Source organism: Deltaproteobacteria bacterium (assembly GCA_016208165.1).
Classification (GTDB): Bacteria; Desulfobacterota; Desulfarculia; order JACQYL01; family JACQYL01; genus JACQYL01.
This window is the reverse complement of sequence record JACQYL010000045.1, coordinates 89,889-116,790: the sequence shown is the minus strand read 5'-3', so window position 1 is coordinate 116,790 and position 26,902 is coordinate 89,889. Positions and strand designations below refer to the sequence as shown.

At 53.3% G+C, this 26,902-nt stretch carries 24 protein-coding genes; 11 read left to right on the top strand and 13 right to left on the bottom strand.

The window, feature by feature from the left end; genetic code table 11:
* Window positions 1-102: 102 nt before the first annotated feature.
* Together HY788_09565 and HY788_09560 are read right to left on the bottom strand one after the other, a co-directional pair.
* Complete coding sequence (locus HY788_09565) at window positions 103-573, bottom strand: hypothetical protein (protein MBI4774410.1); 471 nt, start codon at window positions 571-573, stop codon at window positions 103-105.
* 192 nt (window positions 574-765) lie between these two features.
* Complete coding sequence (locus tag HY788_09560; protein ID MBI4774409.1) at window positions 766-942, bottom strand: hypothetical protein; 177 nt, start codon at window positions 940-942, stop codon at window positions 766-768.
* Window positions 943-2,293: 1,351 nt separating this feature from the next.
* On the opposite strand from HY788_09560, the gene HY788_09555 reads away from it, so the two are divergent.
* Window positions 2,294-3,409 (top strand): ImmA/IrrE family metallo-endopeptidase, encoded by a 1,116-nt coding sequence (locus HY788_09555; GenBank protein ID MBI4774408.1) that lies wholly within the window; start codon window positions 2,294-2,296, stop codon window positions 3,407-3,409.
* A 599-nt stretch (window positions 3,410-4,008) separates the two neighbouring features.
* Entirely contained in the window at window positions 4,009-5,364 is a 1,356-nt protein-coding gene (locus tag HY788_09550; GenBank protein MBI4774407.1) for a B12-binding domain-containing radical SAM protein, read from the top strand.
* Window positions 5,365-5,518: 154 nt separating this feature from the next.
* Here HY788_09550 and HY788_09545 read toward each other — a convergent pair whose 3' ends face one another.
* The 3 genes from HY788_09545 to HY788_09535 form a co-directional block, all read right to left on the bottom strand.
* A complete protein-coding gene (locus HY788_09545) occupies window positions 5,519-6,304 on the bottom strand; it encodes an enoyl-CoA hydratase/isomerase family protein (GenBank protein ID MBI4774406.1) in 786 nt (261 codons plus the stop codon).
* A 183-nt stretch (window positions 6,305-6,487) separates the two neighbouring features.
* Entirely contained in the window at window positions 6,488-7,819 is a 1,332-nt protein-coding gene (locus HY788_09540; GenBank protein MBI4774405.1) for a putative porin, read from the bottom strand.
* A 416-nt stretch (window positions 7,820-8,235) separates the two neighbouring features.
* Window positions 8,236-10,461, bottom strand: a complete 2,226-nt coding sequence (locus HY788_09535) for an ATP-dependent RecD-like DNA helicase (GenBank protein MBI4774404.1) — start codon at window positions 10,459-10,461, stop codon at window positions 8,236-8,238.
* Window positions 10,462-10,664: 203 nt separating this feature from the next.
* On the opposite strand from HY788_09535, the gene HY788_09530 reads away from it, so the two are divergent.
* The 4 genes from HY788_09530 to HY788_09515 all read left to right on the top strand — a co-directional run bounded on the left by HY788_09530 (window position 10,665) and on the right by HY788_09515 (window position 14,776).
* Window positions 10,665-11,348 carry a flagellar brake protein gene (locus HY788_09530; protein MBI4774403.1) on the top strand — a complete coding sequence of 228 codons (684 nt, stop codon included), beginning with the start codon at window positions 10,665-10,667 and terminating at the stop codon, window positions 11,346-11,348.
* Between the two features lie 589 nt (window positions 11,349-11,937).
* Window positions 11,938-13,398, top strand: a complete 1,461-nt coding sequence (locus HY788_09525; GenBank protein MBI4774402.1) for a hypothetical protein — start codon at window positions 11,938-11,940, stop codon at window positions 13,396-13,398.
* Window positions 13,399-13,407: 9 nt separating this feature from the next.
* On the top strand, window positions 13,408-14,352 hold the full coding sequence (locus HY788_09520; protein MBI4774401.1) for a glycosyltransferase family 2 protein: 945 nt from the start codon (window positions 13,408-13,410) through the stop codon (window positions 14,350-14,352).
* A gap of 10 nt (window positions 14,353-14,362) precedes the next feature.
* Window positions 14,363-14,776, top strand: coding sequence for a GtrA family protein (locus tag HY788_09515; GenBank protein ID MBI4774400.1), 414 nt, complete (start codon window positions 14,363-14,365; stop codon window positions 14,774-14,776).
* Window positions 14,777-14,961: 185 nt separating this feature from the next.
* On the opposite strand, the gene HY788_09510 is transcribed toward HY788_09515, so the two are convergent.
* Window positions 14,962-16,122, bottom strand: a complete 1,161-nt coding sequence (locus tag HY788_09510; GenBank protein ID MBI4774399.1) for a DUF362 domain-containing protein — start codon at window positions 16,120-16,122, stop codon at window positions 14,962-14,964.
* A 161-nt stretch (window positions 16,123-16,283) separates the two neighbouring features.
* Here HY788_09510 and HY788_09505 point away from each other — a divergent pair, with 161 nt between their 5' ends.
* A complete protein-coding gene (locus HY788_09505; protein MBI4774398.1) occupies window positions 16,284-17,279 on the top strand; it encodes a helix-turn-helix domain-containing protein in 996 nt (331 codons plus the stop codon).
* Between the two features lie 232 nt (window positions 17,280-17,511).
* Here HY788_09505 and HY788_09500 read toward each other — a convergent pair whose 3' ends face one another.
* Together HY788_09500 and HY788_09495 are read right to left on the bottom strand one after the other, a co-directional pair.
* A complete protein-coding gene (locus HY788_09500) occupies window positions 17,512-17,859 on the bottom strand; it encodes a nuclear transport factor 2 family protein (protein MBI4774397.1) in 348 nt (115 codons plus the stop codon).
* Between the two features lie 84 nt (window positions 17,860-17,943).
* The gene (locus HY788_09495) at window positions 17,944-18,120 is read right to left on the bottom strand and encodes a hypothetical protein (protein MBI4774396.1); all 177 of its coding nucleotides are present in this window, start codon (window positions 18,118-18,120) and stop codon (window positions 17,944-17,946) included.
* Window positions 18,121-18,604: 484 nt separating this feature from the next.
* On the opposite strand from HY788_09495, the gene HY788_09490 reads away from it, so the two are divergent.
* Together HY788_09490 and HY788_09485 are read left to right on the top strand one after the other, a co-directional pair.
* Window positions 18,605-18,907, top strand: a complete 303-nt coding sequence (locus HY788_09490; GenBank protein MBI4774395.1) for a DUF4258 domain-containing protein — start codon at window positions 18,605-18,607, stop codon at window positions 18,905-18,907.
* Window positions 18,907-19,122 (top strand): hypothetical protein, encoded by a 216-nt coding sequence (locus HY788_09485; GenBank protein MBI4774394.1) that lies wholly within the window; start codon window positions 18,907-18,909, stop codon window positions 19,120-19,122. Before HY788_09490 ends, HY788_09485 begins: the two co-directional genes overlap by 1 nt.
* A gap of 309 nt (window positions 19,123-19,431) precedes the next feature.
* Here HY788_09485 and HY788_09480 read toward each other — a convergent pair whose 3' ends face one another.
* A complete protein-coding gene (locus HY788_09480; protein ID MBI4774393.1) occupies window positions 19,432-20,394 on the bottom strand; it encodes an alpha-hydroxy-acid oxidizing protein in 963 nt (320 codons plus the stop codon).
* A gap of 617 nt (window positions 20,395-21,011) precedes the next feature.
* Here HY788_09480 and HY788_09475 point away from each other — a divergent pair.
* Window positions 21,012-21,656 carry a PilZ domain-containing protein gene (locus HY788_09475; protein ID MBI4774392.1) on the top strand — a complete coding sequence of 215 codons (645 nt, stop codon included), beginning with the start codon at window positions 21,012-21,014 and terminating at the stop codon, window positions 21,654-21,656.
* A 202-nt stretch (window positions 21,657-21,858) separates the two neighbouring features.
* On the opposite strand, the gene HY788_09470 is transcribed toward HY788_09475, so the two are convergent.
* The 4 genes from HY788_09470 to HY788_09455 are packed head-to-tail and all read right to left on the bottom strand — an operon-like array spanning window position 21,859 to window position 24,886.
* Window positions 21,859-22,767: an OmpA family protein gene (locus HY788_09470; GenBank protein ID MBI4774391.1), complete on the bottom strand. Its 909-nt coding sequence runs from the start codon at window positions 22,765-22,767 to the stop codon at window positions 21,859-21,861.
* A complete protein-coding gene (locus HY788_09465) occupies window positions 22,655-23,248 on the bottom strand; it encodes a hypothetical protein (protein ID MBI4774390.1) in 594 nt (197 codons plus the stop codon). The genes HY788_09470 and HY788_09465 overlap by 113 nt, the downstream gene beginning before the upstream one ends.
* A gap of 29 nt (window positions 23,249-23,277) precedes the next feature.
* A complete protein-coding gene (locus tag HY788_09460; protein MBI4774389.1) occupies window positions 23,278-24,069 on the bottom strand; it encodes a flagellar motor protein MotB in 792 nt (263 codons plus the stop codon).
* Window positions 24,062-24,886 carry a MotA/TolQ/ExbB proton channel family protein gene (locus HY788_09455; protein ID MBI4774388.1) on the bottom strand — a complete coding sequence of 275 codons (825 nt, stop codon included), beginning with the start codon at window positions 24,884-24,886 and terminating at the stop codon, window positions 24,062-24,064. The genes HY788_09460 and HY788_09455 overlap by 8 nt, the downstream gene beginning before the upstream one ends.
* Window positions 24,887-25,372: 486 nt before the next feature.
* Between HY788_09455 and HY788_09450 the strand changes: the two genes are divergently transcribed.
* On the top strand, window positions 25,373-26,707 hold the full coding sequence (locus HY788_09450) for a sensor domain-containing diguanylate cyclase (protein ID MBI4774387.1): 1,335 nt from the start codon (window positions 25,373-25,375) through the stop codon (window positions 26,705-26,707).
* Window positions 26,708-26,902 lie beyond the last annotated feature (195 nt).

The window sequence follows — 26,902 nt, the reverse complement described above, 5'->3', positions numbered from 1 at the left end:
GTGTGTCATCATAGCCGCCTGTATTGACGAATGAAGCCGGAAAGCATCGGCACACCCAATAGATCATTCTATGGGGCCGGCAACCACCGATCCCGACCCCAATTATAAGTCCGAAATCGGGTCTTTATGGACAGACACTAGCTCACTCAAAACGTCCCGGATATCCGCTTCCCATATAATCCCATCGGAGAATCTGACCTTACTCACATATGCAAAACCCGTGAGGAATGAAAAATAAGCATACGCTCGGGCTATCCATACACCCTTGTCAGGCAGCCCAGGAGAGATATCTCTAATTGCCATCCCGTTTGTATGGTCCATAAATTCGTTCCAAACACTGAAACTCACCAGTCCGATTGATACGGCAACGATGGTTTTATCTGTTACGTTTTTATATTCAACAGTGTGATGTATTCCTTCCGTTGTGTATTTGGCCCGCTCTCTATATAGCGAATAGTAGCTCATTACTTGAATTGGAGCATTTGTCTGCTCTATGATATTAGATACAGGCTCGATTGCCGAAACTTCGGCAACCAGTAGCAATATTATTACAACGGACATAATTGGTCTCATAGTCGGCTCCTATTGAATATCCGGAAATTTGCACGTAACCGCAGTGGTGACCTGGCCAGGGGCGGAACGATTCACACCTACGAGCAACCCCTCGAATCTCGAACTTCGCTCACAATATTCCGTTCTTTCGCCTTCGAATGGTCAATAAGGCGGATAAAGGGGGACGGGGTTGATTTTGTGCGTTTCCATTCTTCAACGGACAATCCAGTTTTCCCGGAGACGGTATCGGCGATCGATCTGCGCGGAAGCATGGTGCATCGGCTTTTCCACAAAATCGCCGACGCCCGGAATTCGTTCATCGCCTTTCAAACGGATCTGCGTTCCGCCCATGGATTTCAAAACGCCCCACCTGCCGACGCTTCTTAACAAACCGCCTCCGGTCAATTCCGGCTTCCGACCTTGGGCCAGGCCTTTTCAGAAAATTGATAGATGATGAAACGGGGAAACGCGCATAATCACCACAGTCCCTTTTTTTTCTTTGCCCGGTTCTTATCATCCTCGTGAACCGCTTGCCTTTCGATACCTCGGATAATGACGCGATGCAGCGCCCCGAGCGCCACAATGCACCTCTTACATATGTGTCTCTCGCGCCAGGTTACACACCTATGCAATACAAATCTTATGTAGCTTGCGAGCCAAATGCAATAACAGATTTATTTCACTGGAAATCTACAAATTATGGCTGAGGTGGGTGGCTCGATATTGCGCAGAAATTGCGCAATCGTCGATCGCAGGTTGCTCAATAATTGAGCAGTGCTTTCATTCTGGAAATCAAGAGAGAGGGGTCGCAACGTTAGCGGTCCATGAGTCGGACCAGGTACAACATCTGGTATAGCCCCGAACCGCCCGGAAAGGTACCTGTTCGCAGGGTCATAAGCAGTCTTTGTTTGTGGGGGGGGGAACCATGTTGGTCGTCATAAACAGAAAGGCGTTTCCGGTCCGTCTCGCTCGTCGCGCCATGAGGGATCGATCATGATGGATGGGGGTCCGACAGGAGGTGACCTTACGGCTTAAATCGTAGGGCTGCGTGATGCCATACGCCGGGTGGGGCCTCTTGTTGCTGAGCAACGCGGACAACAAGTTGTCCGCGCTACCCCGCTCCCCCAAGATACCGCCGTATGACACAATTATAGGCGGATTCCAGAAGGTCTCTCCGTATACACCGTGAATGGAAACGGGAAACCCTCTTCCCGACCTTGCGACGCCGGTTGTGTTGAGTTTCGATGGCTTCCATCCATTCGTCATCCAGGTACAGGGCGCGGACCTTACCAGTCTTGTCATTCGTAGATGGCAAGCGTCACAACGCAAATGGCTCTCCGGGGTTTTTTCTTGACATAATTCATATTTTTATTAACCTAATGAGTTAATCCAATCTCAAAAGGTGGATAGATGTAAATACTCTTTAAGAGCCGCAAACTTATGGAGGAATGTAATAATCATAAGAAGTTAGCACGGGTTCACGGCGACACAAGAGCAAAACGCATTCGGCGAAGATTGGACCAGTTGAGAGCTGCATCGGTTTTTCAGGACCTGTTCACACTTCCTCAAGGCCGATGCCATCCGCTCTTGGGAAACCGAGCAGGTACATTTTCCCTGGACTTGGACGGCCCATACAGGCTCTACTTACGCCCCTGCAATGAACCGCTTCCGGAAAAAGAGGACGGAAGCATTGATTTGTCCAAAGTCACCCATATTGAAATCCTTGGAATAGAGGACCCCCATGATAAGAAACGCCCAAAATCAATATAATCCCGACTCTGTTTCGCCCCCAGGCGAAACTCTGCTCGAAACAATCGAAGCATTGGGAATGTCTCAAGCAGAACTTGCGGACAGGACAGGGCGCTCCAAAAAAACAATCAATCACATCATAAAGGGCAAGGCGCCGGTCACCCCGGTGATTGCGCTCGAACTCGAGAGCGTGCTGGGCGTACCTGCGAGTTTTTGGAACAATTTTGAGTGCAATTACAGAGAATTCCTGGCGCGTCGGAAGGAAAAGGAAAATCTTAAAAAATACGAGGAATGGTTGAGCTCAATCCCGGTGCGGCAAATGATCAAAAAGGGCTGGATCAAGGGATTCAAAAACCGAGTCGATCAGATAAAAGAGGCTCTCAGGTTCTTTGCGATTGCCTCGCCGGATCAATGGGAGAACGTATCGCGCAAGTATCTTGCCGCGGCTTATCGCAAATCCAACGCTTTCGAGACGGATAGTTCAGCTTTAGTGGCCTGGCTTCGAAAAGGGGAGTTAGACGCTCAAAAGATTGAATGCGCTCCTTATGACAAGGATAAATTTGGGGATTTTCTCGATAGGAAGATTCGAACTCTGACGAACGAGCCTCCCGAGGTATTTGAATCCAGACTTATAGACATATGCGCGGCTTGCGGCGTGGCTGTAGTATTTGTACCGAGACTGCAAAAGATGCCTATGAATGGTGCAACAAGATGGCTTACCACGGATAAAGCCATAATACAGTTAAGCCTCCGTTATAAAACCGATGACCAGCTCTGGTTTAGTTTCTTTCACGAATCCCAACATATCTTGCGACATGGGAAGAAAGACGTTTTCATAGAGATCAATGACTTGGCAGGGCATGCTGGAAAGGATTATTGGGATGATCCACGCGAGGAAGAGGCCAACAGGTTTGCGGCCGACCTTCTGATCCCGCCTCGTCAGTTCAAGGCGTTTCTCGAACGAAATCGTTTCAGCAAGCGGGCCATAAGAGAGTTTGCCTCGCAAGTTGGGATATCTGCCGGGATTGTAGTAGGGAGACTCCAGTATGAGAAGGTATTGCCCTATTCGAACTGTAACGATCTTAAACAAAAAATTTCAGTGGGTTGAGGACTCCCAAACGGACTAAAGAAATCCGGAGAGACACTGTTCCCGAGATCCGGTAGTCCTTGCGCTCATGGGGGTTCGACTCCCCCCTCCGGCGCCATGAAGAATGGAAGGGTTACAGGAGATGATCCGTAGCCCTTTTGTTTTATGTCCTCGTTCACGAAGTGGTCTTCCAAACCACCACTTTCCCCCATCATTCCGGCATAAGAGACCATGTCGCCATGTCGGAAGCGTCCTTCCGGACGAACGCAGCGAGATCCGGAATCCAAGAAGCTTCAATGAATCCAATCGATTCCGGATCCAGTCTCGGGCCCCGTTTTACGGGGCTTGGCCGGGATGACGAACGGTGACGGGCGCTGCCGGCAAGTGCCGCCCCACAGCACGCCACGGAAACTTCGGTCAATTGATGTGCTACATAAACCGATCAACTTAATGTGTCATTGACAGTCATCCCGTAAACTATTGACCGGATGCAAATCGCAACGTACAATGGAACAAATCTAAACAGAAGACGCAACACAACGGCTCAACCCATCGATGAACGGTTTCCAACAACGTTTTCCGGCCGTTTCTCCCCACATCCAAGGCATAAGGAGACTTCCTTGAACGCGCTTCTGATCTATCCCGAGTTCCCGGACACTTTCTGGAGTTTCAAGCACGCTCTGAAGTTCATTCACAAAAGGGCGGCTTTCCCGCCACTCGGCCTGCTCACTGTGGGCGCCATGCTGCCAAACGAATGGGCCAAACGTCTGATCGATGTGAATGTCGCGAAGCTTACGGACAAGGATCTCGCGTGGGCGGACGTGGTTTTCATCGGCGGCATGGTCGTGCAACGGGACTCGGCACGGGACCTCATTGCCCGATGCAAGGGAGCGGGACTCAAAGTGGTGGCGGGCGGACCTCTCTTCGCCCATGAATACGAACAATTCGATGAGGTCGATCATTTCGTGCTTAACGAAGCGGAACTGACTCTCCCTCCCTTCCTCGAGGACCTCGAGCAAGGATGCGCCAAACGTGTCTACCGGTCGTCCGAGTTTTCCGATATCCGCCAAACGCCGGCTCCCATGTGGAAATTGGCTCGTATGAAACGATACGCGTCCATGAGCATTCAGTTCTCCCGAGGCTGTCCCTTTGATTGCGACTTCTGCAATGTGACGGCTCTCTTCGGACACCGGCCGCGCATCAAGACCGCCGGGCAGGTGATCTCGGAGCTGGATGGTCTCTACAGCTTGGGATGGCGAGGACAGATCTTCTTTGTGGACGACAACTTCATCGGCAACAAGAATTACCTGAAAACTCAACTGCTGCCCGCGTTGATTGAATGGCGCAAGGACAAAAGAGGGATGCCGTTCAACACGGAAGCGTCCGTAAATCTGGCCGATGACGGGCCGCTGATGGAGATGATGGTCGAAGCGGGATTCGATACCGTCTTCGTGGGAATCGAAACGCCTCAGGCGGAAAGTCTGGCCATCTGCAACAAGAGGCAGAACAGGAACCGGGACCTGGTCGAGAGTGTAAAAATCATACAACGCGCCGGATTGCAGGTGCAGGGTGGATTCATCGTGGGCTTTGACACGGACACGCGCTCCATTTTTCAGCGCCAGATCGATTTCATCCAAAAAAGCGGAATCGTGACCGCCATGGTAGGTCTTCTGCAGGCCCCGGTCGGCACAAAGCTGTACGAACGTCTCAAGGAAGAAGGACGTCTTCTCGGGCATATGTCGGGAAATACGGATGGGACCACGAACATCGTTCCCCGTATGGACCTGCAGTCGCTGCGCGAAGGATACAGCAACATCATGCGCCACATCTATTCGCCCAAGCACTACTATGAACGTGTAAAGACGTTTCTGAGAGACTATAAGGCGCCGAAGATCACAACACCGCTGGACCTCCAGCGCTTTCTTGCCCTATTTCGCTCGATCTTTCGTCTGGGATGCAGGTTCTACCTGGTGTAACAACCACGGCGAATCGTACCCGGCCAGAGCACGCCCCGGATACCCGCTTCCGGCGGGTTGGCGCCGGTTTCACTCTCGTTCCCAAGTTGTACTTGGGAACGAGAAAGGGTGAAAACCGTTTGAAATGTTTTCACCCGTGAATCCTTACAACGAATCAGCTCCGGCCGAATTCGGGTTTGCGCTTTTCCAGAAACGCCCGAACGCCCTCCTCACCGTCCGGCTGCGCGGCGCAGTCGGCTATTCCTTTCCGTTCGAGTTCCATCTGCGTTTCAAACGGCGTTTGGAACGAGTCCGTCAACAGCCGTTTGGACCAGCCGAAGGAATGCAATGCTTTTTGGGCCAGTTGCCTGGCCATAAACAGGGCTTCCTCGAGGGCGTGGCCGGGAGGGGCCGTCCTGGTGACCAGTCCCCATTCCAGGGCCTTCCCGGCGGATATGGGTTCATCGAAGGCGGCGATTTCCAGGGCCTTGGCCAAGCCGACCAGGCGGGGCAGAGCGTAGGTGCCGCTGCCGTCCATACTCAAACCGCTCGATGTGTACGCTTGAATCAGTACGGCGCTCTCGGACATCACCCGGAAGTCGCAGGCCAGCGCCAGGGAGAAGCCGCCTCCGGCCGCAACGCCGTCGATGGCGGCAATTACCGGCTTCGGCATTCGCCGGATTTCCAGGACGGACTGGTGAAAGCAACCCGCCAGTTTGTGCAAAGCGGCGGGTGCGCCGGTCGGCTGACTCGAAGCCCATCTCAAGTCGCCCCCGGCGCAAAAGGCTTTGCCTTCAGCCGAGATGACGACGCCCCGCACGCTCTTGTCGAAGGTTGCTTCCGCCAGCCGGCTGAGGAACGACTCCAACAACTCATAATCGAGGGCATTGTACGCCTTGGGCCGGTTCAGTCTCAGTTCCACCACGCTGTCATGCCGGTGCGCGATGATAGGATCATTCATGTCTACCTCCTTTTTACCTTCAAAACGCTCATGGACAGGCGATCAGGGTCATGATTGGCGCGCCGAACCCTTCCTCTCTCTATACGATCTTAAAGGCGGTGGTTCAACCGATTTTGGTGGGTCCGGGGAATCCGACTGAGGGGATTCCCCGGATGCTGTCCTGCGAAGGTCATCTGCGGATCGTTAGAAGTAGTAAAACGTGCTGAGTTGGAATCGGTTTTCCCGGACTTCTCCGTCGATCGAATCCGTGTCGAAAAAGGCGGCCTGTACGCTGAACGGCTTGAACAACCGATAGGTGAACCGCCACCAGTGGGTTTCCTTATCCGTTCCAAGAAAATCGCCGTCCGAAAATAGACCCAGCACGGCGTTGGCTTGAATATACCGATAACTATACTCGAAGGACCATTCTCCCTTTTGTTTCGCTTTTCCGAACGTAAGTCCGGCTCCCCAAGCCGAGTCCGTGTCCTCCGGGACTTCGTCGGCGGTGTTTTTCAAATAGTCCGCCCAGAGGGTGACAGGATAATCGAGAAGTTTGAAATCGGCGAATCCGATGGCCTCCGCTATCCTGAAGTCATAGGCAAGTATGGGCCCCCCCGTTTCCGGGTCCGTGGTGGTCGTGTTCCCAAAGGCCCGCTTCGATTCCCCGAGACGGGAGCGCTCGAGGTTGGTGTAATCGTAGTAGCTTCCCCCAAAGGTGAACTGCACCGGCTTGAAATTGACCCCCACGCCGCCCTGCCAGAGGAACAAAGAGGCATCCTTGGTCAGATCGTTCTCGCTGATCATGATTTGTCCCAGCTTGACGAAGGGCTGCACCGTTTCCCACCCCTTGTATTGGTACAACTCGTAAAACCCCTCGGGATTCACATCCGGGTCGAAAGAAATGGTGCTGTGCAGATAGGGATTCTTGAATTTCCCGAAGCCGACTTCGAGACCTGGAAGCCATTTGGGACGATAATCTCCGTATGCACGAGCAATGAATATGGCCTTGTTGTCGAACTCGTCGTCCAGCGTTTGATTGCTTGTCTGTCCAAACTGGTTGTCGCTGGTGCTCAGCATGTAATGGGCAGCCAACTCGTCCGAGATCTTGGCGTCGCCATAGAGCCGCAAACGGACCCTGAAGCGGTTACGATCTTCCACATCTTGGCCGCTGTTGTCTTTCCGGTTGTATCTCCCTTCGTAGCGTAGCCTCATGTCACCGGATAGGCTCAACCGTTTGGCCCATTCCAGCGGTTTGACCTGTTCCTCCACTTCCTTCCTTACGTTCGCCTGGATGAGGTTTTGCTGTTCTTCCTTGGCCCGATCCTGGCGCTCGGAGAGCTCGTGGAGTGCGTTTTTGAGTCTCTCGATCTCGGCATTTTGCTTCTCGATCGTGGTCTGCAAGTCCCCCAAGGTCTTCAGGATCGCTCCGATGTCGACATTCTCTTCAGTATACGCCGGGTTCGAAACAATCATGGATCCAAAAACCATCACCGTCATTAAGAGTAGAAGAAGTACCTTGCTTTTCCCATGTCCCATGAGTTCCTCCTTGAGCACTGTTTACAGGTGAGAAGACATCGTCCGAGTTCTTCGCGTTACGGCAGCCCCCGGAAGCGCTCGTTTCAGCAGAGTCTTCCGGGGCGCGATCGAGTTCCGCTGCTCGAATCCACAAGATGGGCAGAGGCAATCGGCGTGCCATGGCGGGTTTCCCGGCAATGGTACGTATCGTGCCGATGTTGCATGGTTTATTAAGGAACTGATCCGACCGCCGGCCTTGAGCGGCCGTCCATTTGTTACATTTTTTTTACAGACTGTAAAACTTGATGGGATTCGTTTAGAGGATGATTGGGAAACTTACAAGGCCGGTTCAAACAGTCTCCCCGTGAATGATTGGAAAATTGGAGGCAACCGGGTCCTGGGATCTTATGAACCCATTTCATTCGCCCGGCTCGCCTTCAAAAAATCTCCACGGAAAAAGGATCGTCAGGGTCGAAACGGAAGGCGCCTCGATCGTCGCCATCGCCTTGCACGAGACGATCTTTGAGCAAGCTGTATCTTTTTCGGGTCTTGTCGTTGTGAATGGCCATTTCCAGCGCTTTCCGCTGTCCCAGTAGGATGACCAGCTTCTTTCCTCGAGTGATGGCCGTATAGATCAAATTTCGTTGGAGCAGCATGTAGTGTTGCATCAGGAGAGGGACGATCACGGCCGGATACTCGCTTCCTTGAGACTTGTGAATGCTGATCGCATAGGCCAGGGTGATCTCGTCCAGATCCGAAAAGTCGTAGGGAAGTATGCGCCCGTCGAATTCGACCAGGAGCGCGCGTTCTTCCCGGTCGATGGAGATCACTTTTCCGATGTCCCCGTTATACACCTCCTTGTCGTAGTTGTTCCGGAGCTGCATGACCTTGTCGCCGGTCCGGAATCCCACGTCGCCGCGCTTGAGTTCGATTTCGCCGGGATTCAGCACCTTCTGCAATTCCAGATTCAGGTTGTACACGCCCACGGCCCCCCGATTCATCGGGGTCAGCACCTGCACCTCGTTCACGGGGTCGTATCCGAAGTGGTTTTTAACCCGGACGGTGCACAGATCGAGCAGGGATTCCAGCAGCCGGTCTTCCTGACTTCGCTCAAAAAAATAAAAATCCGGGATTTTCTTGTCCACTTCCGTGTGCATGATCGGCCACTTGCCCGCGTTTACCCTGTGGGCGTTCACGACGATCATGCTTTCTTCGGCCTGTCGAAAGATTTGGTCCAATCGTATGACCGGGACCTTGCCGGAATCGATGATGTCTTTGAGCACGGCTCCGGGTCCCACCGACGGCAACTGATCCACGTCGCCAACCAGAACGAGCACGGCCTCGGCCGGCAGGGCTCTCAACAGGCAGTACATCAGTGTAATGTCGACCATGGACGCTTCGTCCACCACCACCGCGTCGGCTCGAAGGGGATGATCCTGATTTCGCTTGAACGTCGTTTCGTTAGGACTGAATTCGAGTAGGCGGTGAATGGTCCGGGCTTCCTGCTCGGATGATTGCGCCAGACGTTTCGCCGCGCGTCCCGTGGGAGCCGTCAGCAGCACGGTCTGGCCCCGCCTTTTCATGATTTCTATGATCGCTTTGATCAACGTGGTCTTGCCTGTGCCGGGCCCTCCGGTGATCACCGTGACTTTGTTCAGGAGAGCGGTTTTTACAGCCTCCTTTTGCCGGTCCGCCAGGTCGAAACCCAGACGTTTTCGAACCCAGGGTATCAAATTATCCCAGCCCGTGAGCGGAATCGGCGTCCCCGAACGTATCAGATCCCGAATTGCGCTACTGACGCCTTTTTCGGCTATATACAGACGCTTCAGGTACACGTGGTTGCGGGGGGGATCGCCGGACGGCTCCACCGCCACCAGTCCGCGATCCATCAGACCGCGGACGGCCCGTTCGATCACCTCGCCGGATATTTCCAGGAGCTCCCGGCAACGCTCGAGTAAGAGGGCCTCGGGGTAACATACGTGCCCCTGGTCTCCCAATCCCTGCAGCACGTACAGCACCCCCGCCTCGGCCCGCAGGACGGACTCGGTGTCAAAACCCAGATTCCGGGCCAGACGATCCGCGGTAAGGAACCCGACGCCGTACAAATCCGTAGCCAAACGATACGGGTTCTTATTGATGACCTCCAGGGACCGGTTTCCGTATTCCTTAAAAATCTTCACGGCCAAGGCGGGCCCCATGCCGTGTCCCTGAAGGAATACCATCAACTCACGCATCCCGTGATGCGCTTTCCACGAAGATCGTATGAGTTTCAACCGCTTGGGGCCGATGCCCTCGATCTCGAGCAGCCGATCCAGATCCGCATCGAGAAGGTCCAGCGTCTGTTCTCCGAAATGCTCGACGATTCGCTCAGCCGTTACGGGACCGATGCCCTTGATTGCACCGGAACCAAGATACTTCTGTATTCCCTCGGCCGTGGCGGGCATGATGATGCGAAACTGGGACAGCTTTAACTGTTGGCCGAAACGCGGGTGATTGGTCCATTCGCCCTCTACCTCCAGATGCTCCCCCAAGCTCACGCCGACCAGATGGCCCACCACGTTGACCTGCCGTCCGTCGTCGAGCAACAGACGGGCCACGGTCCATCCTGTGTCTTCGGCTTGGAAGGTGATGTGTTCGAGATGTCCGGTCAGCGTTACGGGCATGCTTTTTGGTAATAGTATTGAAAGCTTATGTCAACCGTTTTCGAACGTTTCGGTGCATGCCCGGGGTCGAAAGTCGAAGACAATGTCTTTCCGCACGAAAATACTCTTGAAAATAACGATTGAGTTTACTAACAGAATGACGATGAATAGATATATGAGGCGGTTTGCCTGATTGAACACATAAGGCTCAGGAGGCATGCACCATGAGATTCGAAGAAACGGTCGATCGGGAACGTCAGGGCCTCGCCCTGTGCATGAACCACGGACATCTGTTGGATCTCGAAGTCGAGGGGATTCCCGGGAGTGTCACGGGATTCTGTGTGGGCATGCTGCAAAGAGATTATATCATCGTTCAGGTCCCCCAGATACCTACCCTTGTTCACAGATTGTCTCAAGGATTGAATGTTACTTGCAGCTATCGATACTCGAATCATCCGTATCAGTTTCCGTCCGAGGTTAAAGGCTTTTATTGCGAAAACAATTTCAAGCTGTTGTTTCTGTCTTACCCAGTGTCCATAGAAGACCGTGACATGCGAAGAAAGGAGCGGGTGAACTGTTGCCTGCCGGCGCTTATGACGGTAGATCGTAAACAACACGAAGGCATTATCGCAAATATCAGCATAGACGGATGCAGATTTCAAACCAATGCAGGAACGCTTACGTATATCAACCTGGATGAAGATGTCAGTGTTTCCTGTTATCTGATGGGACTCGTCGAGCGTCAAGAGTTGGGGGGTAGTATCCGAAGTTCCATCGTGGATCAGAAACAAATTCAACTGGGCATCGAGTTCACCAATTTGGACAATAATAAGGTAACGAACATCAGTCGATACATAGAAAACATTGTCGAATCCACGCCGCTGAAGGGAAACGAAGCGTCCTCGTAGGACGATCCGGACTCGATCATAACGTCCGAGTGTATTAACAACCCGGTCTTGGAAACCGATTCCTGATACCTTGTGACTTCCGGGGGACTCCTTCAAAGGGATCCCCCGGAGGTTTTTCTGTAACCCTCCGCCGGTATGGAAGGCGACGCCGGAGACCGGCTGAATGGGTCCTCCACCCCCTATCCCCATCTTTTTCGTAGTTCTCGTAATGACCCCTTCCCATGAAAGGAACTTGATCGGCTGCTCAATTTCATTACAGTAGCTGAGCGAAGATTGCGCAATAGTTGAGCAGTTCAGCCAAACCGGATGTGGGCCGTTTCCGAAATTGCCCGACACTCAAGCAGGTTACGAGATCTGGCATATTTTGTGCTTATCACCGGATTCAAGAACGGATTCATTCGAAACGGGCTTCGCTTGTTCGGAGAGAGCACTCAATCCGTTCGGTCGATACAGCGGCTAGAACCTTCGCCTGATTCATGTTCCTTGTATTCATACTGTGAAGGGTCACCTATGATCTTCCGATCTTTAGCTGAACCTTATCGTTTGTTTTCCGACAACTCCTTTATATTCCGATCCATCCGTAGATCTTATGGCCTCTAAACTGACTCATCGACCGTCTCTTTCCAGAGATCCGTTCTCCAAGAACAGAAAACTGGATCTTCTTCTTGCAGCAATGGGGATCATTCCCTTCGTCTTTATTGTTTATCTGGTGTACAAATATCATGTCAACGCTCCGTACGGGGACCAATGGTATTTGGTCCCCATGGTCGATCGATTCTACCATGGGAAATTAACCTTTTACCATCTGTGGAGTCAGTTTGGAGACCACAGAATATTTTTCCCTAAGGTTATTGCATTGGCCTTGGTTGAGATGAGTTCCTGGAATACGCTGTTCGAGCTGTCATTCAATATTGTACTATATGCCGCCCTGTGCGTGGTTATTCTGGTCCAGATACGTAAATCGTTATCCCTCATCGGATCGGGCTTCGTTTCTATGTTCATTCCCATGGTATCCGTAATCGTATTTTCCGCTCAAAACTGGGAAAATTGGCTATGCGGATTGCAGATTACGTATTCTTTGAATTTTCTGTGCGCGGTATCCGGTCTTCTCCTGCTGTGCGAACCAAGGCATAGAATCGGTAGTCTCATTGCCGCTTTTCTGCTGGGTCTGGTGGCCACCCATTCTTTTTCCTTTGGCTTGGCCTACTGGCCTGTCGGCTTTATTCCGCTGATCCTTTGGAGAGGGGAAAACCGGCCGCTTCGGCGCGGGTTTTTGCTCCTGTGGACCGGTTGCTCCGCGCTAGGCTACCTGACGTTTTTTTATGGGTATGTCCGTATAGCGGATCCTGTTCACAGCAAATTTTATGGATCCAGGATCTATGATGTCGTTCTGTTTACTCTATCCTTGTTGGGAAATCCGCTGCGCAGGTTATTTGACCTGATGCATTTGCCGCAAAAGTGGACGCTTGTGGGATCCCTTGTCCTTTTCACCCTGTTAGGCCTTTCGGCTTACGTCATCAGTCGGTTTGCCAAAGATAAACTCGCGGTTATGTTGCCTTACGTGTGTGTCATTTTCTATGCCGTACTGAGCTCGATGCTGATCGCCGTCGGCCGGTCCGGTGCGGGCATCGGACCCGCGTTTTGGGTCCGATATTCCATGGCGCCTAATCTGGCATGGCTGAGTTTGACAGTCCTCGCGATTATGTCTATTCTTGTTTTATGGCCGTTTCGAGCGGTCTTCACAAGGCTATCATCTTGTGTATTGATACTGTTGTTTTCTATGGTTTGTTTGTCTTATATAGGTTGCGCTGCCGTTGATTCCGTCATGGGCGTGAAATCTTTTAAAAGATTTCACCAGGACTTGCAGGAACCGTATAGGGCATTACTATGCTCCGAAAAATCCGATAAAGTGCGTCCGCTCCTCCCTTGGTCCGTCGAATTTCTTCAGAAACAGGCTGACGTTTTGAAAAGACTCGAATTGTCGGTCTATTCGAAGTCGCTTGCGGCACAGCGGGAAGACATATGCGGTCAGGCGGACACGGCTCGTTGAGGAGGACCCATGAGCAGGTTCCTGTCCGTCGTAATCCCGGTATACAATGAGGAGGAAAATGTCCCGGAATTGGGCCGGCAAGTTACCGACGCCTTAAAAAGTCTGGACGTTCGGTACGAGATACTATTCGTAGATGACGGAAGTAACGACGGCACGTGGAAGGCCATTTGTGACGCTTCGTCCAGGCACGACGGAATCGAAGGAATTCGTCTGTCACGAAACTTCGGGCATCAGCATGCGTTGTTGGCAGGTTTGTCACACGCTCGCGGCGAGGCCGTCATTTCCATGGACGGCGATCTCCAACACCCGCCGAGAATTATACCCGCTCTTTTCGAGAAGTGGGAAGAGGGCTTCGACATAGTCAACACCGTACGCACGGACGATGCCGAGACCGGCGGATTCAAGAAAATGACGTCGACCTGTTTCTACAGATTGTTTTCCTCAATGACGGACGTTAAGTTGGCCCCGGGCAGTTCGGATTTCAGACTGATCGACGCAAGAGTGTTGGAAGTGCTCTTCGGGTTCAGGGACACCGATATCTTCCTGCGCGGCGCTGTTCAATGGGTCGGTTTCAACTGCGCCACCGTTCCTTACACTGCGGATAGAAGGTTCACGGGTGAAACCAAGTATCCGCTGAAGAAGATGTTGAAGTTTGCCCTGGGCGCCGTCATCTCCTTTTCCAACAAACCCCTCCGGATGGGGATATGGCTGGGCGCGGCAACGAGTGTGATGGCCGCCGGAGAACTCGTGTATATTTTGATCCGGTACGCTCAAGGCGCCACCCTACCCGGTTGGGCCTCGACCATGGGGATCATATCCTTTCTGTTCGGCGTCCTGTTCATCATCCTTGGAATCATCGGATTGTATATCTCGAGAATCCACAAGATCCTCCAGGGCAGGCCCAGATTCATCGTCGCCGAACGCACCAAGGCCGTTTCGCGAAGATTCCCGTAGTCTTGCCGCCATGCTCAAAAAGGCCTTCGAACATAGCTTTTTTCGATTCTCCGTTGTCGGTCTTTCCAATACCCTTATTTCGTTCTGCCTATTTTATGTGAGCCACTCGATTCTGCACTCGTTCGAGTCAGGCGGAGCCGTGGCCCAGGTTCTGAGTTACTCCGGAGGATTGGCTTGGAGCTATTACTGGAATCGGTCCTGGTCATTCAAGAGCAGAGGCCGCATTTCCATGGAAGGCCTTCGTTTCATACTGGTTCAATTAGGCTTGCTCTGCCTCAGCGTGTTCTTGATTCATGTGTACGTGGATCAAAAGGGTCTCGTTTCCACCGTTGTCTGGCTCTGGGTAATGGCCTTTATTACGCTCGTCAACTACCTGCTGCTCCGATGTTGGGTATTCAGAAGACCGCGCGTAACAGGATCATAATGATTCGCGGGAAAATTCTTGAACCCCCAGTCCCCTTTGCCAAACCTAAGAACTCGATCGACCGGGGGAAAGGTCCGGAGTCGATTCGGCAAGCCCTGATTTGAGGATAGGGGAGGGTGGGGCACGCAGGAAGAGAAGGGAACAGGATAAAGCCCTTATTTCACGGTCTCCCCATCCTCGAAAGGCTATTGCGGCGCCTTTTTAGCGTTCTTGCAGAAGTCCAGGTACCCGGTTCTCAGGTCCGAGATCTTGGGCGGGCATCCCCGAACAAACGTAAAACCGTTCTTCTTTGCCAGTTTGGCGGCGCAATCTCCAAGACAGAGTACGTGTCCGTCGCCGCCGTTTGACGAGTACGGGATGGCGCCCATGATCACGTCTTTCCTGATCGACATACCCCCAATGGCCATCAGTCGAACTATGAACGGCAGATTGGACAGACTGGGACCGTAGGCCACGGAGGCCGAGACCGAGCACAATGAGCAGGCGGTTTCGTCGAAATGGAAGTACACGTTGTTCTTGACCCACGGGGACGGATCGGGCTTCTTGAACGGGATGACGTTCGCTTCCAAATCCTCGCCGACTACCGAATAGTCGGTGAACTCCGGAATGTGGGGGATGTCGGATACGTTGAACCCCATGACGCGAGCGCCCACATTGTCCGCCGCGTAGATATCTTGCGAAGCGATGATCAGATTCGGCCCTTTCCTCTTCGTACCTGGCGGCAGGGGCCCGTTTCCTTCCAAGGAATGGATGCCGTCGATCACGCTCAGATCCGGCTTGACGGCCTGCGTGAGGAAGCGGATGGAATCATGAAGATCGTCTTTTCGGTGGAAATTCTGCTTGTTCTTCTTGCGCAGCAAGCCCTTCTGGTTCTTCATGCAGAGCGAAACCGAGGCCTGGCAATGGGTTTTCATCTTGGCCACGTTGATATATTCGTGCGTGTCCAGCAGTTCGGGAAGCTCGAGGGTTCCGTGCGCCCAGGAATAGTCTTTTCGTTCCACCTCGTCCAGGCTGACGATTTGGACGCCGTACCGTTCCGTTAGATACCGATATCCTGACTTTTTCAGCACGCGCTCCCAATGCTCGTGTACGGCGCATCCGTCGCCCACCACGATTTCGCCTCGAGGGAAATACTCCCTGAAGATACGAACCAGGGCTTCCACAACAGCGGGATGGGTAATGAAACCGCTGTCGGCGGAGAAACTGCCGACCAGGTTCGGCTTGATGAATATCCTGTCCTTCCTGGGCCTGTATTGAATGAGTTCCAGGGACTTCCTCACTTGCTCGAAAACGTTCTTGTACGTGCTGCGGACCAGCGCAACGCGCACCTCGCCGGCGTTCGACATGATACAACCTCCGTGCATTCTCCAGATGTCGCTAGGAAAAGGGGAATCAGACGTATTAGGGCTTTTGAGGAACGCCATTGTAGGGCTTGCGAGAAAGGAAAAGAAGAGGCATTAATGACATAAACAATGCGAAAAACGCCAAAACAGAACCGGGGAATGAGATGATCCGAATCACGCTCCTGGCGGAGCAGAATTGCGTGCTGTCCGGATTGGCGGCTTCCATCGAATTTTTCAACCTATGCAGTATCTTTCTTCCGTACCTGCAGGAGAACGTTCGAGAATCCCATTTTCATACGGAGATCGTCACCGAAAACGGAAAGGTGGTCTCTTCCTTTGGCGGTATTCCGATTCAGCCCACGAGGTCCATTCATGACGTGCTGGAAACCGACCTGATTCTGATACCGTCCTTTCAGCCGACCGTAGAGCCTTTACGGAGTATGTCGGGAAAGATCCTGGAATGGATTAGACAGCATTACCAAAGGCGCGCAAAAGTCGCGGCCATCAGCGCCGGCGCATTCGTCTTGGCGGAAACCGGGCTTCTGAATGGTAAGAACGCCACCACCAACTGGCTTTTTCTCAGGGAATTCAAAAGCCGTTACCCCGAGGTCAGATTGAAACCGCAACAGATTATCACCGAAGACAGCGGTTTGATGTGCACGGCCTCGAATAATTTTACCGCCGACCTGTGCGCCTATTTTATCAAGCAGTTAGGGTTCAATGAACTGGCGGCCAAATTTTCGAAAGGAATGATGCTCCATCCGAGTTGGGAAAACCAGTCGCCGTGGGCCATCTTTGAAGTGCAAAAAAACCATAATGACCGGAACGTATTGCAGGTCCAGGGATGGATGGAGGAGAACCACGCTGATATCGGGTATATCGATTCGGTTGCCGAGAGGTTTTCGATGAGTCCGCGTCATTTCAAACGTCGGTTCAAGAGGGCCACGGGTGATTCCCCGTTGACCTATCTGCAAAGACTACGAGTGGAAGCCGCCAAACGTAGACTCGAATCCACCCAGGATACGATAGATGAAATTACCTACCTTGTGGGCTACGAAGACACCAACTCGTTCCGAAGGCTGTTCAAGAAGCATACCGGCCTTTCGCCAAGACAATATCGCACCCGATTCTCGAATACCAACGACGTGAATCTGATCTGAGGGATGCACGCGGCGCACGGAAGGTGGGGAGCGTATGTGGGATACCAGCCAAGTATCGTTGGGTCCGGCGATGTTCAACCCGGTCCGTGCGTTAATGACGAGCGAATGACCGACGGCAAGGCCTGGTGATGTTGGGTGGTGATCGAAGGAAAGGGGGGCGTACGGCGCGCGGAGAAGGAATAACCGTTGCGGGAACATCAGTATGTCACGCCCCCCACTCCTCGGAATGGACTTACTTGGGAATCATGTGCCCGGCAAAGGTCTGAACGGAAATCTTGCCGTCGCGGACGACAAACGTGTCCGTACCCAGGGCCACGGTGAGTTTGGGAGTCTCCGCTTTCCAGAGTATGTACGCCACGTCGCCTTGGATTTCCTGTCGCAGCATCTCGAACGTATAGTCGCCTGGAGTGAAAATCTTGAAAATTTCGCCGAAAAACGCTTTGATGGCCTTCAATCCTTTGACCACGCCATCCGGATGCAGCACGGCCGATTGATCCGTGTAGTCCTTCACGATCTCTTCTACGCTGCCTTGTCCGAAAGCGCCCAAGTGATGGGACAAGACGTCACTGGTGGAAGCCATGGTATCCTCCTTTTCGTTTGGGTTGGTAACAGAGGTTATGGTCGGACGATCCTATCCGCCGGTACTAGCAGGTGCGGGTTGCGATCATCCGCCCTTATATCTCGATGCGCGCCCTGCGGGCCACATCGACTCCGTTTTCTTGATCTCGGAAAACCGCCGGCAAAGATCGATCTTACCGCTGACACCGGCGGCATGATAGCCCTTGAGGAGTAAATGAAGACGCGACGGAGAGAGAGCCTCTATGTGTGCGGTTTCGGGCATGGACGGGGCTTCCTTTGACCGAAATATGTGAGGGAGAAGATTGAACGAACTGTCAGTGACAATCTCACAAAAACCGCGAACAGACGCAAGCAAAATCAGGGAGCAACTTTGCCCGGTGTGGCTGAATTCTCGTATTCTATCCGACGTTGACAATTCATAAGAGGCTCTTCCCCGAAGATGAAAGGATGCAACCCATGGGCGTACCGAGTACAACCACCTCTTGTTGCTGCGCAACGCGGACAGACGAGTTGTCCATGCCACCTCGGGCTTGTGACAGAGGGAAATGCCCTCATCCCGACCTTCTCCCTGAGGGAGAAGGAGCTATGTTTGGACATCCGGACTTATGGATCAGATGCTTTGGCCCTTAAAGGGGGTTGACGTCATTGCGCGAAAGGCGAAGGATCGACGTCGTTGTGGTTGGACCTTGTCGTTCTTTGGTACGCAGCCCATTGTGAAATCGGACATAAATCGTTATGCTTAGAGCATGAGACAGACATTTGAGCGCATTCTCCAACTGATCCGGGAACGCCGGATTCTGATCTCCGACCACGGCTATGAGGAATTGGCGGCGGACGAGGTTTTCGTGAAAGACATCGTGGCCGGGGTTGAGGATTACCCCGATTATCCCAAAGGGCCATGTGTGCTCGCGCTGCAGGAGGATGCGGATGGGAAGCCGATTCACGTGGTGCGGGGCGTTCCGAAGGGAGCGTCGTCTCCGGCCGTGATTGTAACGGCTTACAGGCCAAACCCGCGCAAGTGGTCGGCTGATTTCAGGAGGCGTAGGTAATGAAGAAAAGGACCCGAATCAAGTATATCCATGAAGGGCATTACGTTGCGGAAGTCGACGTTGAGCTCGTTGAATCGGAAGAAGGCTGGTCTCCGTACCTATCCCTGGATCAGGCCTTGAGACTTGATGACATCAGAGCGGCATTGCGGAGAGGCGACTTGAAAACCGCATCTTCTTTTGCACGTATTTACGCGATGACACCTGTTGCTCTTTGAGCGTGGCGGGGCGCAGTGACTGTGCTGGGTTACTCGCGCCGAGGGCGGTAACCCAATCCGTTATGCTCGAATGCGGCGTTTCCGGGAGCTGGGGTGGAGTTGTGCATGATGACGAAAGCTAGATAGATAGACACGAATCGGTGGTGCTTGCCCATAAACGCCCCCTCACCCTTGCTTTCTCCCCCGTGCATGTCCTTTATGGGGGTCCGCTCCGCCGACGGCGGTGCGGCCTGCTCAAAAGATTTGGAGAGAGTCTGAGGGAAACGCTTCAAAGTTTCCCTCAGTGAAGCAAAACATTCCACATCAATATTACCCCGCTTTCGCAATGCAATCCCGGTTCAGTTCCTGCAGTCGGGAAGCGCCGGCCATGATCATGAGGCGCCGCAGTTCGTCGGTGATCTGCAGCACCAAGTCCCGCACGCCGCTTTGACCGTCGGCGGCCAGGCCGTACAAGACCGGACGCCCGAGGCCCACCAGGTCCGCGCCGAAAGCCAGGCCTTTCATCACGTCGCTTCCGCGCCGGAATCCGCCGTCCACCATGATATGAACTTTGCCTTTCACCGCTTCCATGATCTCGTCCATGACTTGGAAGGGGTGCGGCAGGTAGTCCAGGGTATGGGCGCCGTGGTTCGATACCATGATCACGTCCGCGCCCGCTTCGACGGAACGAACGGCGTCGTGGCGGCTCAATATTCCTTTGAACACCAACGGCTTCTTGGTTCTGCGGCGGATTTCCTCGAGTTCTTTCATGGACAGAGGTGAGCAGTTTTTGGCCACGAGTTGGTCGCCGATCTTGGTACCCTGTCCTGCGTCGATTTCCACGCCGATCCAGGTAACGCCGGCCTCCTGAATCCGGTTCAGATCCTTGTACAGTTTGTCCCTGTCCGAAAAAGGTTTCAGATTCTGGATGATGGGGACGCCCGTGCCTGCGAGTTCTTTGAGATTGTCCGGAATGGGCGTGCCGGTCCACATCATGGAGCCGGCCTCCTTGAGGCCCCGGGCCGCCATCATCAGGGCCCCGTCCCGGATGGCTGGAATGGGCATGGTCATGGCGCTCATGATCACGGGTGTCGAGAGGGATACGTCCAGCAGCGTGATGTCCGTGGAAGCTACGGCGGGTGCATCGATGGCGCGTTGCCGGATGTAGTACGCGTCCAAAACGTTTCGGTTATTCTTCATGACCCAACCGGTTTCCACCGCGCCAAGGGTGAATCCGATCTTTCGGTCTATGAGGTCCGCTTTTCCCTTGGAGTAGAGTTCCGTAATTTCCATTGCCTTCTCCTTTCGGCGGTTTCGAGTCGTTAAAAGGTTCCTACGGTCCAGCGGCAAACGAAAAGGATCCGGACCGCTCTCTTCGAATGTATTGTTTTTAGCCTAATCGGGATTTCAAGATCCGTCCGTTGCGATCGCTACAAAAATGAGAACCATGTGTCTTTTTAGCGGAGCGCCGGGGAATCCTTATGTAGTATATGTGTCTGGAACAAGGTTAACGGATACCTTCTTTTGACTGGAAGGCGCATACGTCTGTATAATACGGGCCATATAGTAAAATTCCGGGGGTTCCACCGCCTTCCCCGAGGCTCCGGTCCAGGATTCCCCTTCCCACTATGATTCTTTATGTCGGGGAGGGCAAGGTGAAAGAGGCGTTGTCTTGTCCCGCGACGGGGTAACCCGTGTGGGCCCATGCTTCGAAGCGGTTGCGACCGATGGCTCAAAAAGCCTGGAACTTAAAGAAAAATGGAATAATGCGTCCTAATACCGTACGTGTGTCCCTTAGAAATAGTAAGGTGATCTTCAATGGTACGAATACTGCATAAAATCGGATCTGTTGAACGCCCAGTCGACGACGGATGTCGGTCTTCGGATCACGCCTAGGAAGGAGAGTACACATGGCTGAGAAAGAACGTAGAGGGTTCAGGCGAATGGACGACTACCTGTCGTTTACGTACCGGAGAATATCTCGTCAAGAATTTGACATGATGAAGCCGAAGTATCTGTCCGGAACAGTTGACGAGCAGAGCCTGCCGTCGTTGCCGGAATTGGACTTCACCGCCGAGGAACAGGCTGTGTGGCGAGTTCTCGGCCCCGTTCTGGAGGCCTTTCACGAAAGGATTTCATTTCTGAATCACAAACTGGACATGATCATTTCTCTGTTGAGGGGCGAGAAGGTGGGAAGCGTCCTTCCCGAGAAGCCGAGACGGATCAACATTTCGGGCAGCGGCTGCAAGTTTATCGTGAGTGAAGTGCTTGACGAAGGAACGCTCCTCGAAATGAAGATTTACCTGGCCGGCAGTTGTCAACGGGTCATACCGGCTCTGGCAAGGGTGATGCATGCGACTCCTCTCGCGGGAAAATCGCATGCCCTCGCCGTTCGTTTCGAGGCGATCAGCTATAACAGCCGTGAAGCGTTGGTGCAGTATATTTTCAGAGCGGAACGCAGTCTTCTGAGGGCTGAGAGGGAAAAAAAGACCCAGGACGAATCGAAAGGATTGTCCCGTTCCGAGGGAGGCGATATAGAGGGAAGGGTTTCCTGAATCGGCCTTCGCATCGTTTCTTTGGGGGACGGAACGCTCGAAGCACACTCCGAGGCCGGCCGGGCGCGATGTATAGGGGCCGGCCGTCAGGGAGCCCCTCCATCGCCTGCCCTTCGCCGGGGGCTAAGGGCGGAGAACCGCTCCCCGATCATTCCGCGAAAAGCCTCGGGCCCGCACCGGCCGCGAGGCGTTCCTGTTGATACTATTTTTCCATAACGTCGGGTACGAAAACCGTGATGTCCACCTGGCGGTTCAGAGCCCGGTTCGTGGTGCTGTCGTTAGGCATGGGGGCGCCGCCGGAACCCCGGCTGATGACCGTGATGGTTGAAGCCGGCACGCCGAAGCTCATCAGACGGCCTGCCACACTGGACGCTCGCTTGGCCGCCAGTTCCCAGTTGGAAGGAAAATCTTTGGTCTTGATACGGGAGCTATCGGTGTAGCCTTCCAGTTGGATGCGACCGTACAGCGGTGTCACGAACTCCGCCAGGTTTTTGAGGAAGGGATCATATCCGGGTTGAACTTCCGTCTTTCCCGAAGCGAACAGGATCGGTTTGATGGATTTCAGCAGGGTTCCGCCTTTCTCTTCTTGAAACTTCAACCACTCGTCCAGGCCTTTTTCCCGCAACTGTTGTCCCAAATCCTTTTTGTCCGCCGCCTTGGCCGAGGTGTGATGCGTGACCGGAGCCGGCTTTTCCTGGGTCATCATGGCGGCAACTCCGGGATCGAGAGTCCACCAATCGAGCGGCTTGTCGCCGAATCGTTTCTTGACCTCGCCGTTCAACATCTCAAGCTGCTCCACATGGCGGGCTATGAGCGCCTCGAGCCGTTCTTTCTCCTTGGAGGCCGCGTTTATTTTCGTCGCATTGTGTTCAATATGTTTTCCGAGTTCGTAGGGCGTCATGTCCTTCTGGTCCTGGATCCTTTCCTTCCGCAGCGTGGACCATTCCTGTTGCTGGTTCAATTCCAGCAGGTCACGCTCCAGTTCCAGCACTCTGGCGTCATAATCCCGGATGGCTCTTTCCAGTATTCTCTTCTCTTCCAGAGCAAGGATACGGAACTTTTCCGGAGAGTCTGCAACAGGGACGGCAAAAACGGGTCCGCAGAAGTACATGGTCAACAGGCACCATACGGTAATGAATGCTCGCTCGAAGGAACGCTTCCACTATGCCGTCTCCCCGATGCTTTATCTCAATAACTTCGGCTCCCCGCAGCCAGGTTTCGGTCTCGGTCCGGATCCAATCATGATCCACCGCCATGTTGCCCATACTCATAAACGTCTGAATATAGAGCCCATGTATTCTTTCGGCCAACTTCCTGTATCCGTCCGCCACGGCCGCTCTCTCCGCCAGCAGTTCCGCTTGGGGTTTGCTGTAAGCGCTGTCGGGGGGAACGCCCTTTCCTACCACATTTACGTTGAAAATGCCTTCACGGTCAGGCGTGCCCGGGTATTTGCCTAAAACATGGCCCGGATCGGCGGGCGTCAGCGGCAGAATGTATCCCGAGGGCGCCGTTCGATAGTTGGTGCAGGATACCAGCATCGAAGCGGAAGCCAACACAATGATCAAACATGGCCATCCTAAAAACCGTTTCATGGACTTCTCCTTTCCGCGTAACGAACCAATTATTCTTGTTTTTGTATCAGCGCCACTTCTACCCGTCGGTTGGCCTGCTTGTGGACTTCCGTGTCGTTTTCAAAGAGAGGTTTGAACGATGAAAATCCTTCGACGGATATCCTCCCGGGAGCAACTCCTTCATCGATCAGAAATCGCGCCACGTTTACCGCGCGCGCCACGGACAACTCCCAATTGCTGGGAAACTGTCTGTTTCGAATGGGTGTGTTGTCCGTGTGCCCGGACACGACAATGTTGAATTCTTCTTTGGTAGACAAAAAGCGGGCCAACTGTCCCAACAGTGGCTTGAACTCGTTCAGGATCTCGGCCTGACCGATTTGAAAAATGACTCTTTCACCCAATACCACCACCAATTTCTGGTCTTCGATTCGAACGTAAAGATCGCTGGATTCCTCTTCATCCAAGGATTCCAGGAATTCCTGTTTCAAATCCGTCAGCCGCTTCCGATCGTCCGGCTCGGCGGGTACCGGCGTGGGCTGGGAAATCTTGGCTTCGGATTTTGCCGGATTGTTGTTATCCGCCGGACTGATAATACCGGACACCGTCGAGGCTGCGGGTGCTTCCATTGGAATGGGGCTGACCGGTTCCTCCGCTTTCACGTATACATCCATCCGCGAAATCATGATAAAGAAGATCAATAGAATGGTCATGAGATCGCTTACCGTGATCAGCAGGGTGTCGTCTTCCGCCTCGGCATGAACCAATCGTTTACGAAGGGCCCCGCTCTTACGCCGCGCCGCTTCGAGTTTTCGGGTAAGCTCTGTAATATCCGTTTTAGGCATCTTTCCGTTTCGATGACGCCAGATTGCTCAGATATTCCCTGACCCTGAGCGTCGAATCCATCGGTTCGTTGGAGGACTGCTGGCGATGCACATAGTAGTTCAGGCGGTGGTTGATGCCTTTGGAATTCTCCTGCTCCGCAATGCCGACCAATCCTTCGATCATGATCCCCATTACGCTCTGTTCACTTTTCACGTATTCGGAAAATTTTTTGGATAGCGGCAGAAAGAGGACATTGGAGGCGAGCAGTCCATAGAAGGTGGTCAATAAGGCCAAACTCATGGCCGTCCCGGTCTCTGCCGGTGTGGACATGTTGCCCAGCACATTGATGAGGCCGACGATGGTTCCGACAAATCCAAAGGCCGGAGCCAGTTTCACCATGGTGTTCAGCACCGCTTGCTGCGATTCCAGTCGAGAGGCGAAGAATTCGAATTCCTTTTCGAGAATGTCGCGGATATCGTGACGGCCGTACTGGTCAACCACCAACTCGACCCCAATCCTCAAGAAGGGGTCTCCCAGCTTTTCACATTCCGATTCGAGCGCTTTGACGCCTTTGAGCCGGCCCACGCGAGCCAGATGCACCACATCCTGAATCATGTGTACCGGCGTGTTCATGTCTTTCCCGAATATCTTTTTCACGGAACGAAACAGGTCCATGATCGTGGATACAGGAAATGCCAACAAGACGCCTAGAACCGTTCCGCCCAATACGATGCCGAGGCTTTTCAGCGTTGTGAGCATGGACACATCGCTGGTGAACAGTCTCGATAGGAAAATGAAGAACAACAGAATTGCCGCCAGGACGAGCTTCTGGATCAATGGAATCCTTCCTTTCTGAACCATGTCATCGCACAGGTTCGGGATGCATTAGGCGTGCCAAATTGAATTCAGGACAGGGACCGGGGAAAGAGGGAAGTTCTACTGTGCGCATACTCGAGGCCGAGTTGCATTCGACTCGGTCATGTTTGCCCGTGGTCAGATTTTGCCTACGGAAAAGTTGAAAGCAGGGCCTGTTATGGCTGGTTTCCATGTCTTCACATGACGGAGGTCCGTCCTTTCTCGTCTGCGACACATCATCGGGAAAGACACTTGTCCGAGGGGGTCCGGTTGGGACTGGAAGCCATCTTGGCATGGAATGTGCTCCCACTCAAGTCAAAATCGAAGACATAATGACTTGAAGGTGTATCTATGGCCATGAATTCGACAGAAACAGTGCAAATGAAACGAAGCGGGGCCCCTGAAAACAGCCTCCCTACCAACCAAAACCGTCAATTTTTCGACTCAGAAGAGGATCCTATTGGCAGCATGGGTTTCCCCAGGTTTCCAAGGGGAAACTATGACGTGATCATGATCGGCCTGTCCGCCGACGCGGCCTGGAACCGTGAAGTGGTAAAGGCCGTCGAGGATCACCACGACAGGAAGCGCGTGATTTTAATGACCGAAGGGTCGAGTTTGCAGAAAGTGATCCCTCTGGTCAAAGACGGCGCCTCCAATCTGTTCGTGTATCCTCTCGAGTGCGGAAACGATCAGCTGGAATCCTTGGACGGTGTAAGGAGCATTTCCGATGTTTCCAGGCTCGTTTCCAGGTCGCACCATCTGGAGGAATCGAATGGAATCCTGGAGAAGGAAAACAGATCGCTCGAGGAGTCCAGAAACATCTATTCGTTCCTGTACGAGTTCACCACTCGCATACACGAACTGCTGGATGCGGACAGTATAGTGGAAGCCGCTTTGGAGTTGCTGCCAAAGATGGTGTCCGCGGATGTGATCACGTTCCTCGTTAAGGGCGAGAAGCAGAACCACTACCGCATCGGATCCCAATGGGCGCTTCCCAGGAAACAGGTTTTGCTTTTCCAGCGAGCCATTAGATCGCACCTATCCTCGTGGGTGAACGGTACGCCGGACACGTTTAAGTGGAGGTTTGAAACTTCGAGCAAAAGGGAGGTTCCGGATCGTTTCGAGGACTTGTTGGGAGGATCCCTGACGGTTCCGATTCGCTCGGACGGGCAGGTCACGGGTATTTTGAATCTGGCCGGCATCCGGCCGATTTCGGGGTCAAAGGATCTTTCGTTCCTTGTGGAAACCCTGGCCGCCAACCTCGGCCGGGCGTTGAAGAACGCAAGCACGTATGAACGAACCCTGGAACTTGCCGAGAAAGATGCTCTCACCGGCCTGCCGAACTATCGGGCGACCATAAGACGTCTGGAACAGGAACTTGAACGAACTAAGCGCTATGGCCACACCTTGTCCGTCCTGGTGATCGACATCGACAGTTTCAAGAACATCAACGACGCGTATGGCCACCAGACGGGAGATCTGGTGTTGAGGGAAATATCTCGGATCATCGAACAGAGCGTCCGGTCTTGCGACACCGCGGGAAGATATGCCGGGGATGAATTCCTGATTATTCTCCCGGAGACCTCTCGAGGGAACGCCCTGTTGATCTCCGAACGCATCCGATCGAGGGTGGAGAAGCACACGTGGCCGAGGGAATTCTCGAATCTTTTCGCGTCTGTGAGTATTGGAGTGGCTTCTTCGGGCAACATCGAGAATGAAGCGTTATGGGATTTGTTCCGTACCGCGGACGGCGCCCTGTATCGCGCCAAGAATAGAGGTAAGAACCAGGTCTGCGCGACCTGACGTTTGACCGCCGCGGATTGATATGATGTCGCGCCACCGAGGGAAATCCGCATCCAGCGGGTTTCCCCGAGCTTTTCTTCAAGTTTCCAAAATCGTCGCACCGCTCCTGTTGGAGCGGCCGGGTTTTCAAAACAGCCCGGATGTTCCGAACGCCGCCGAAACGACATGTCATCAGCGGTCGCCAATGAGACGGGC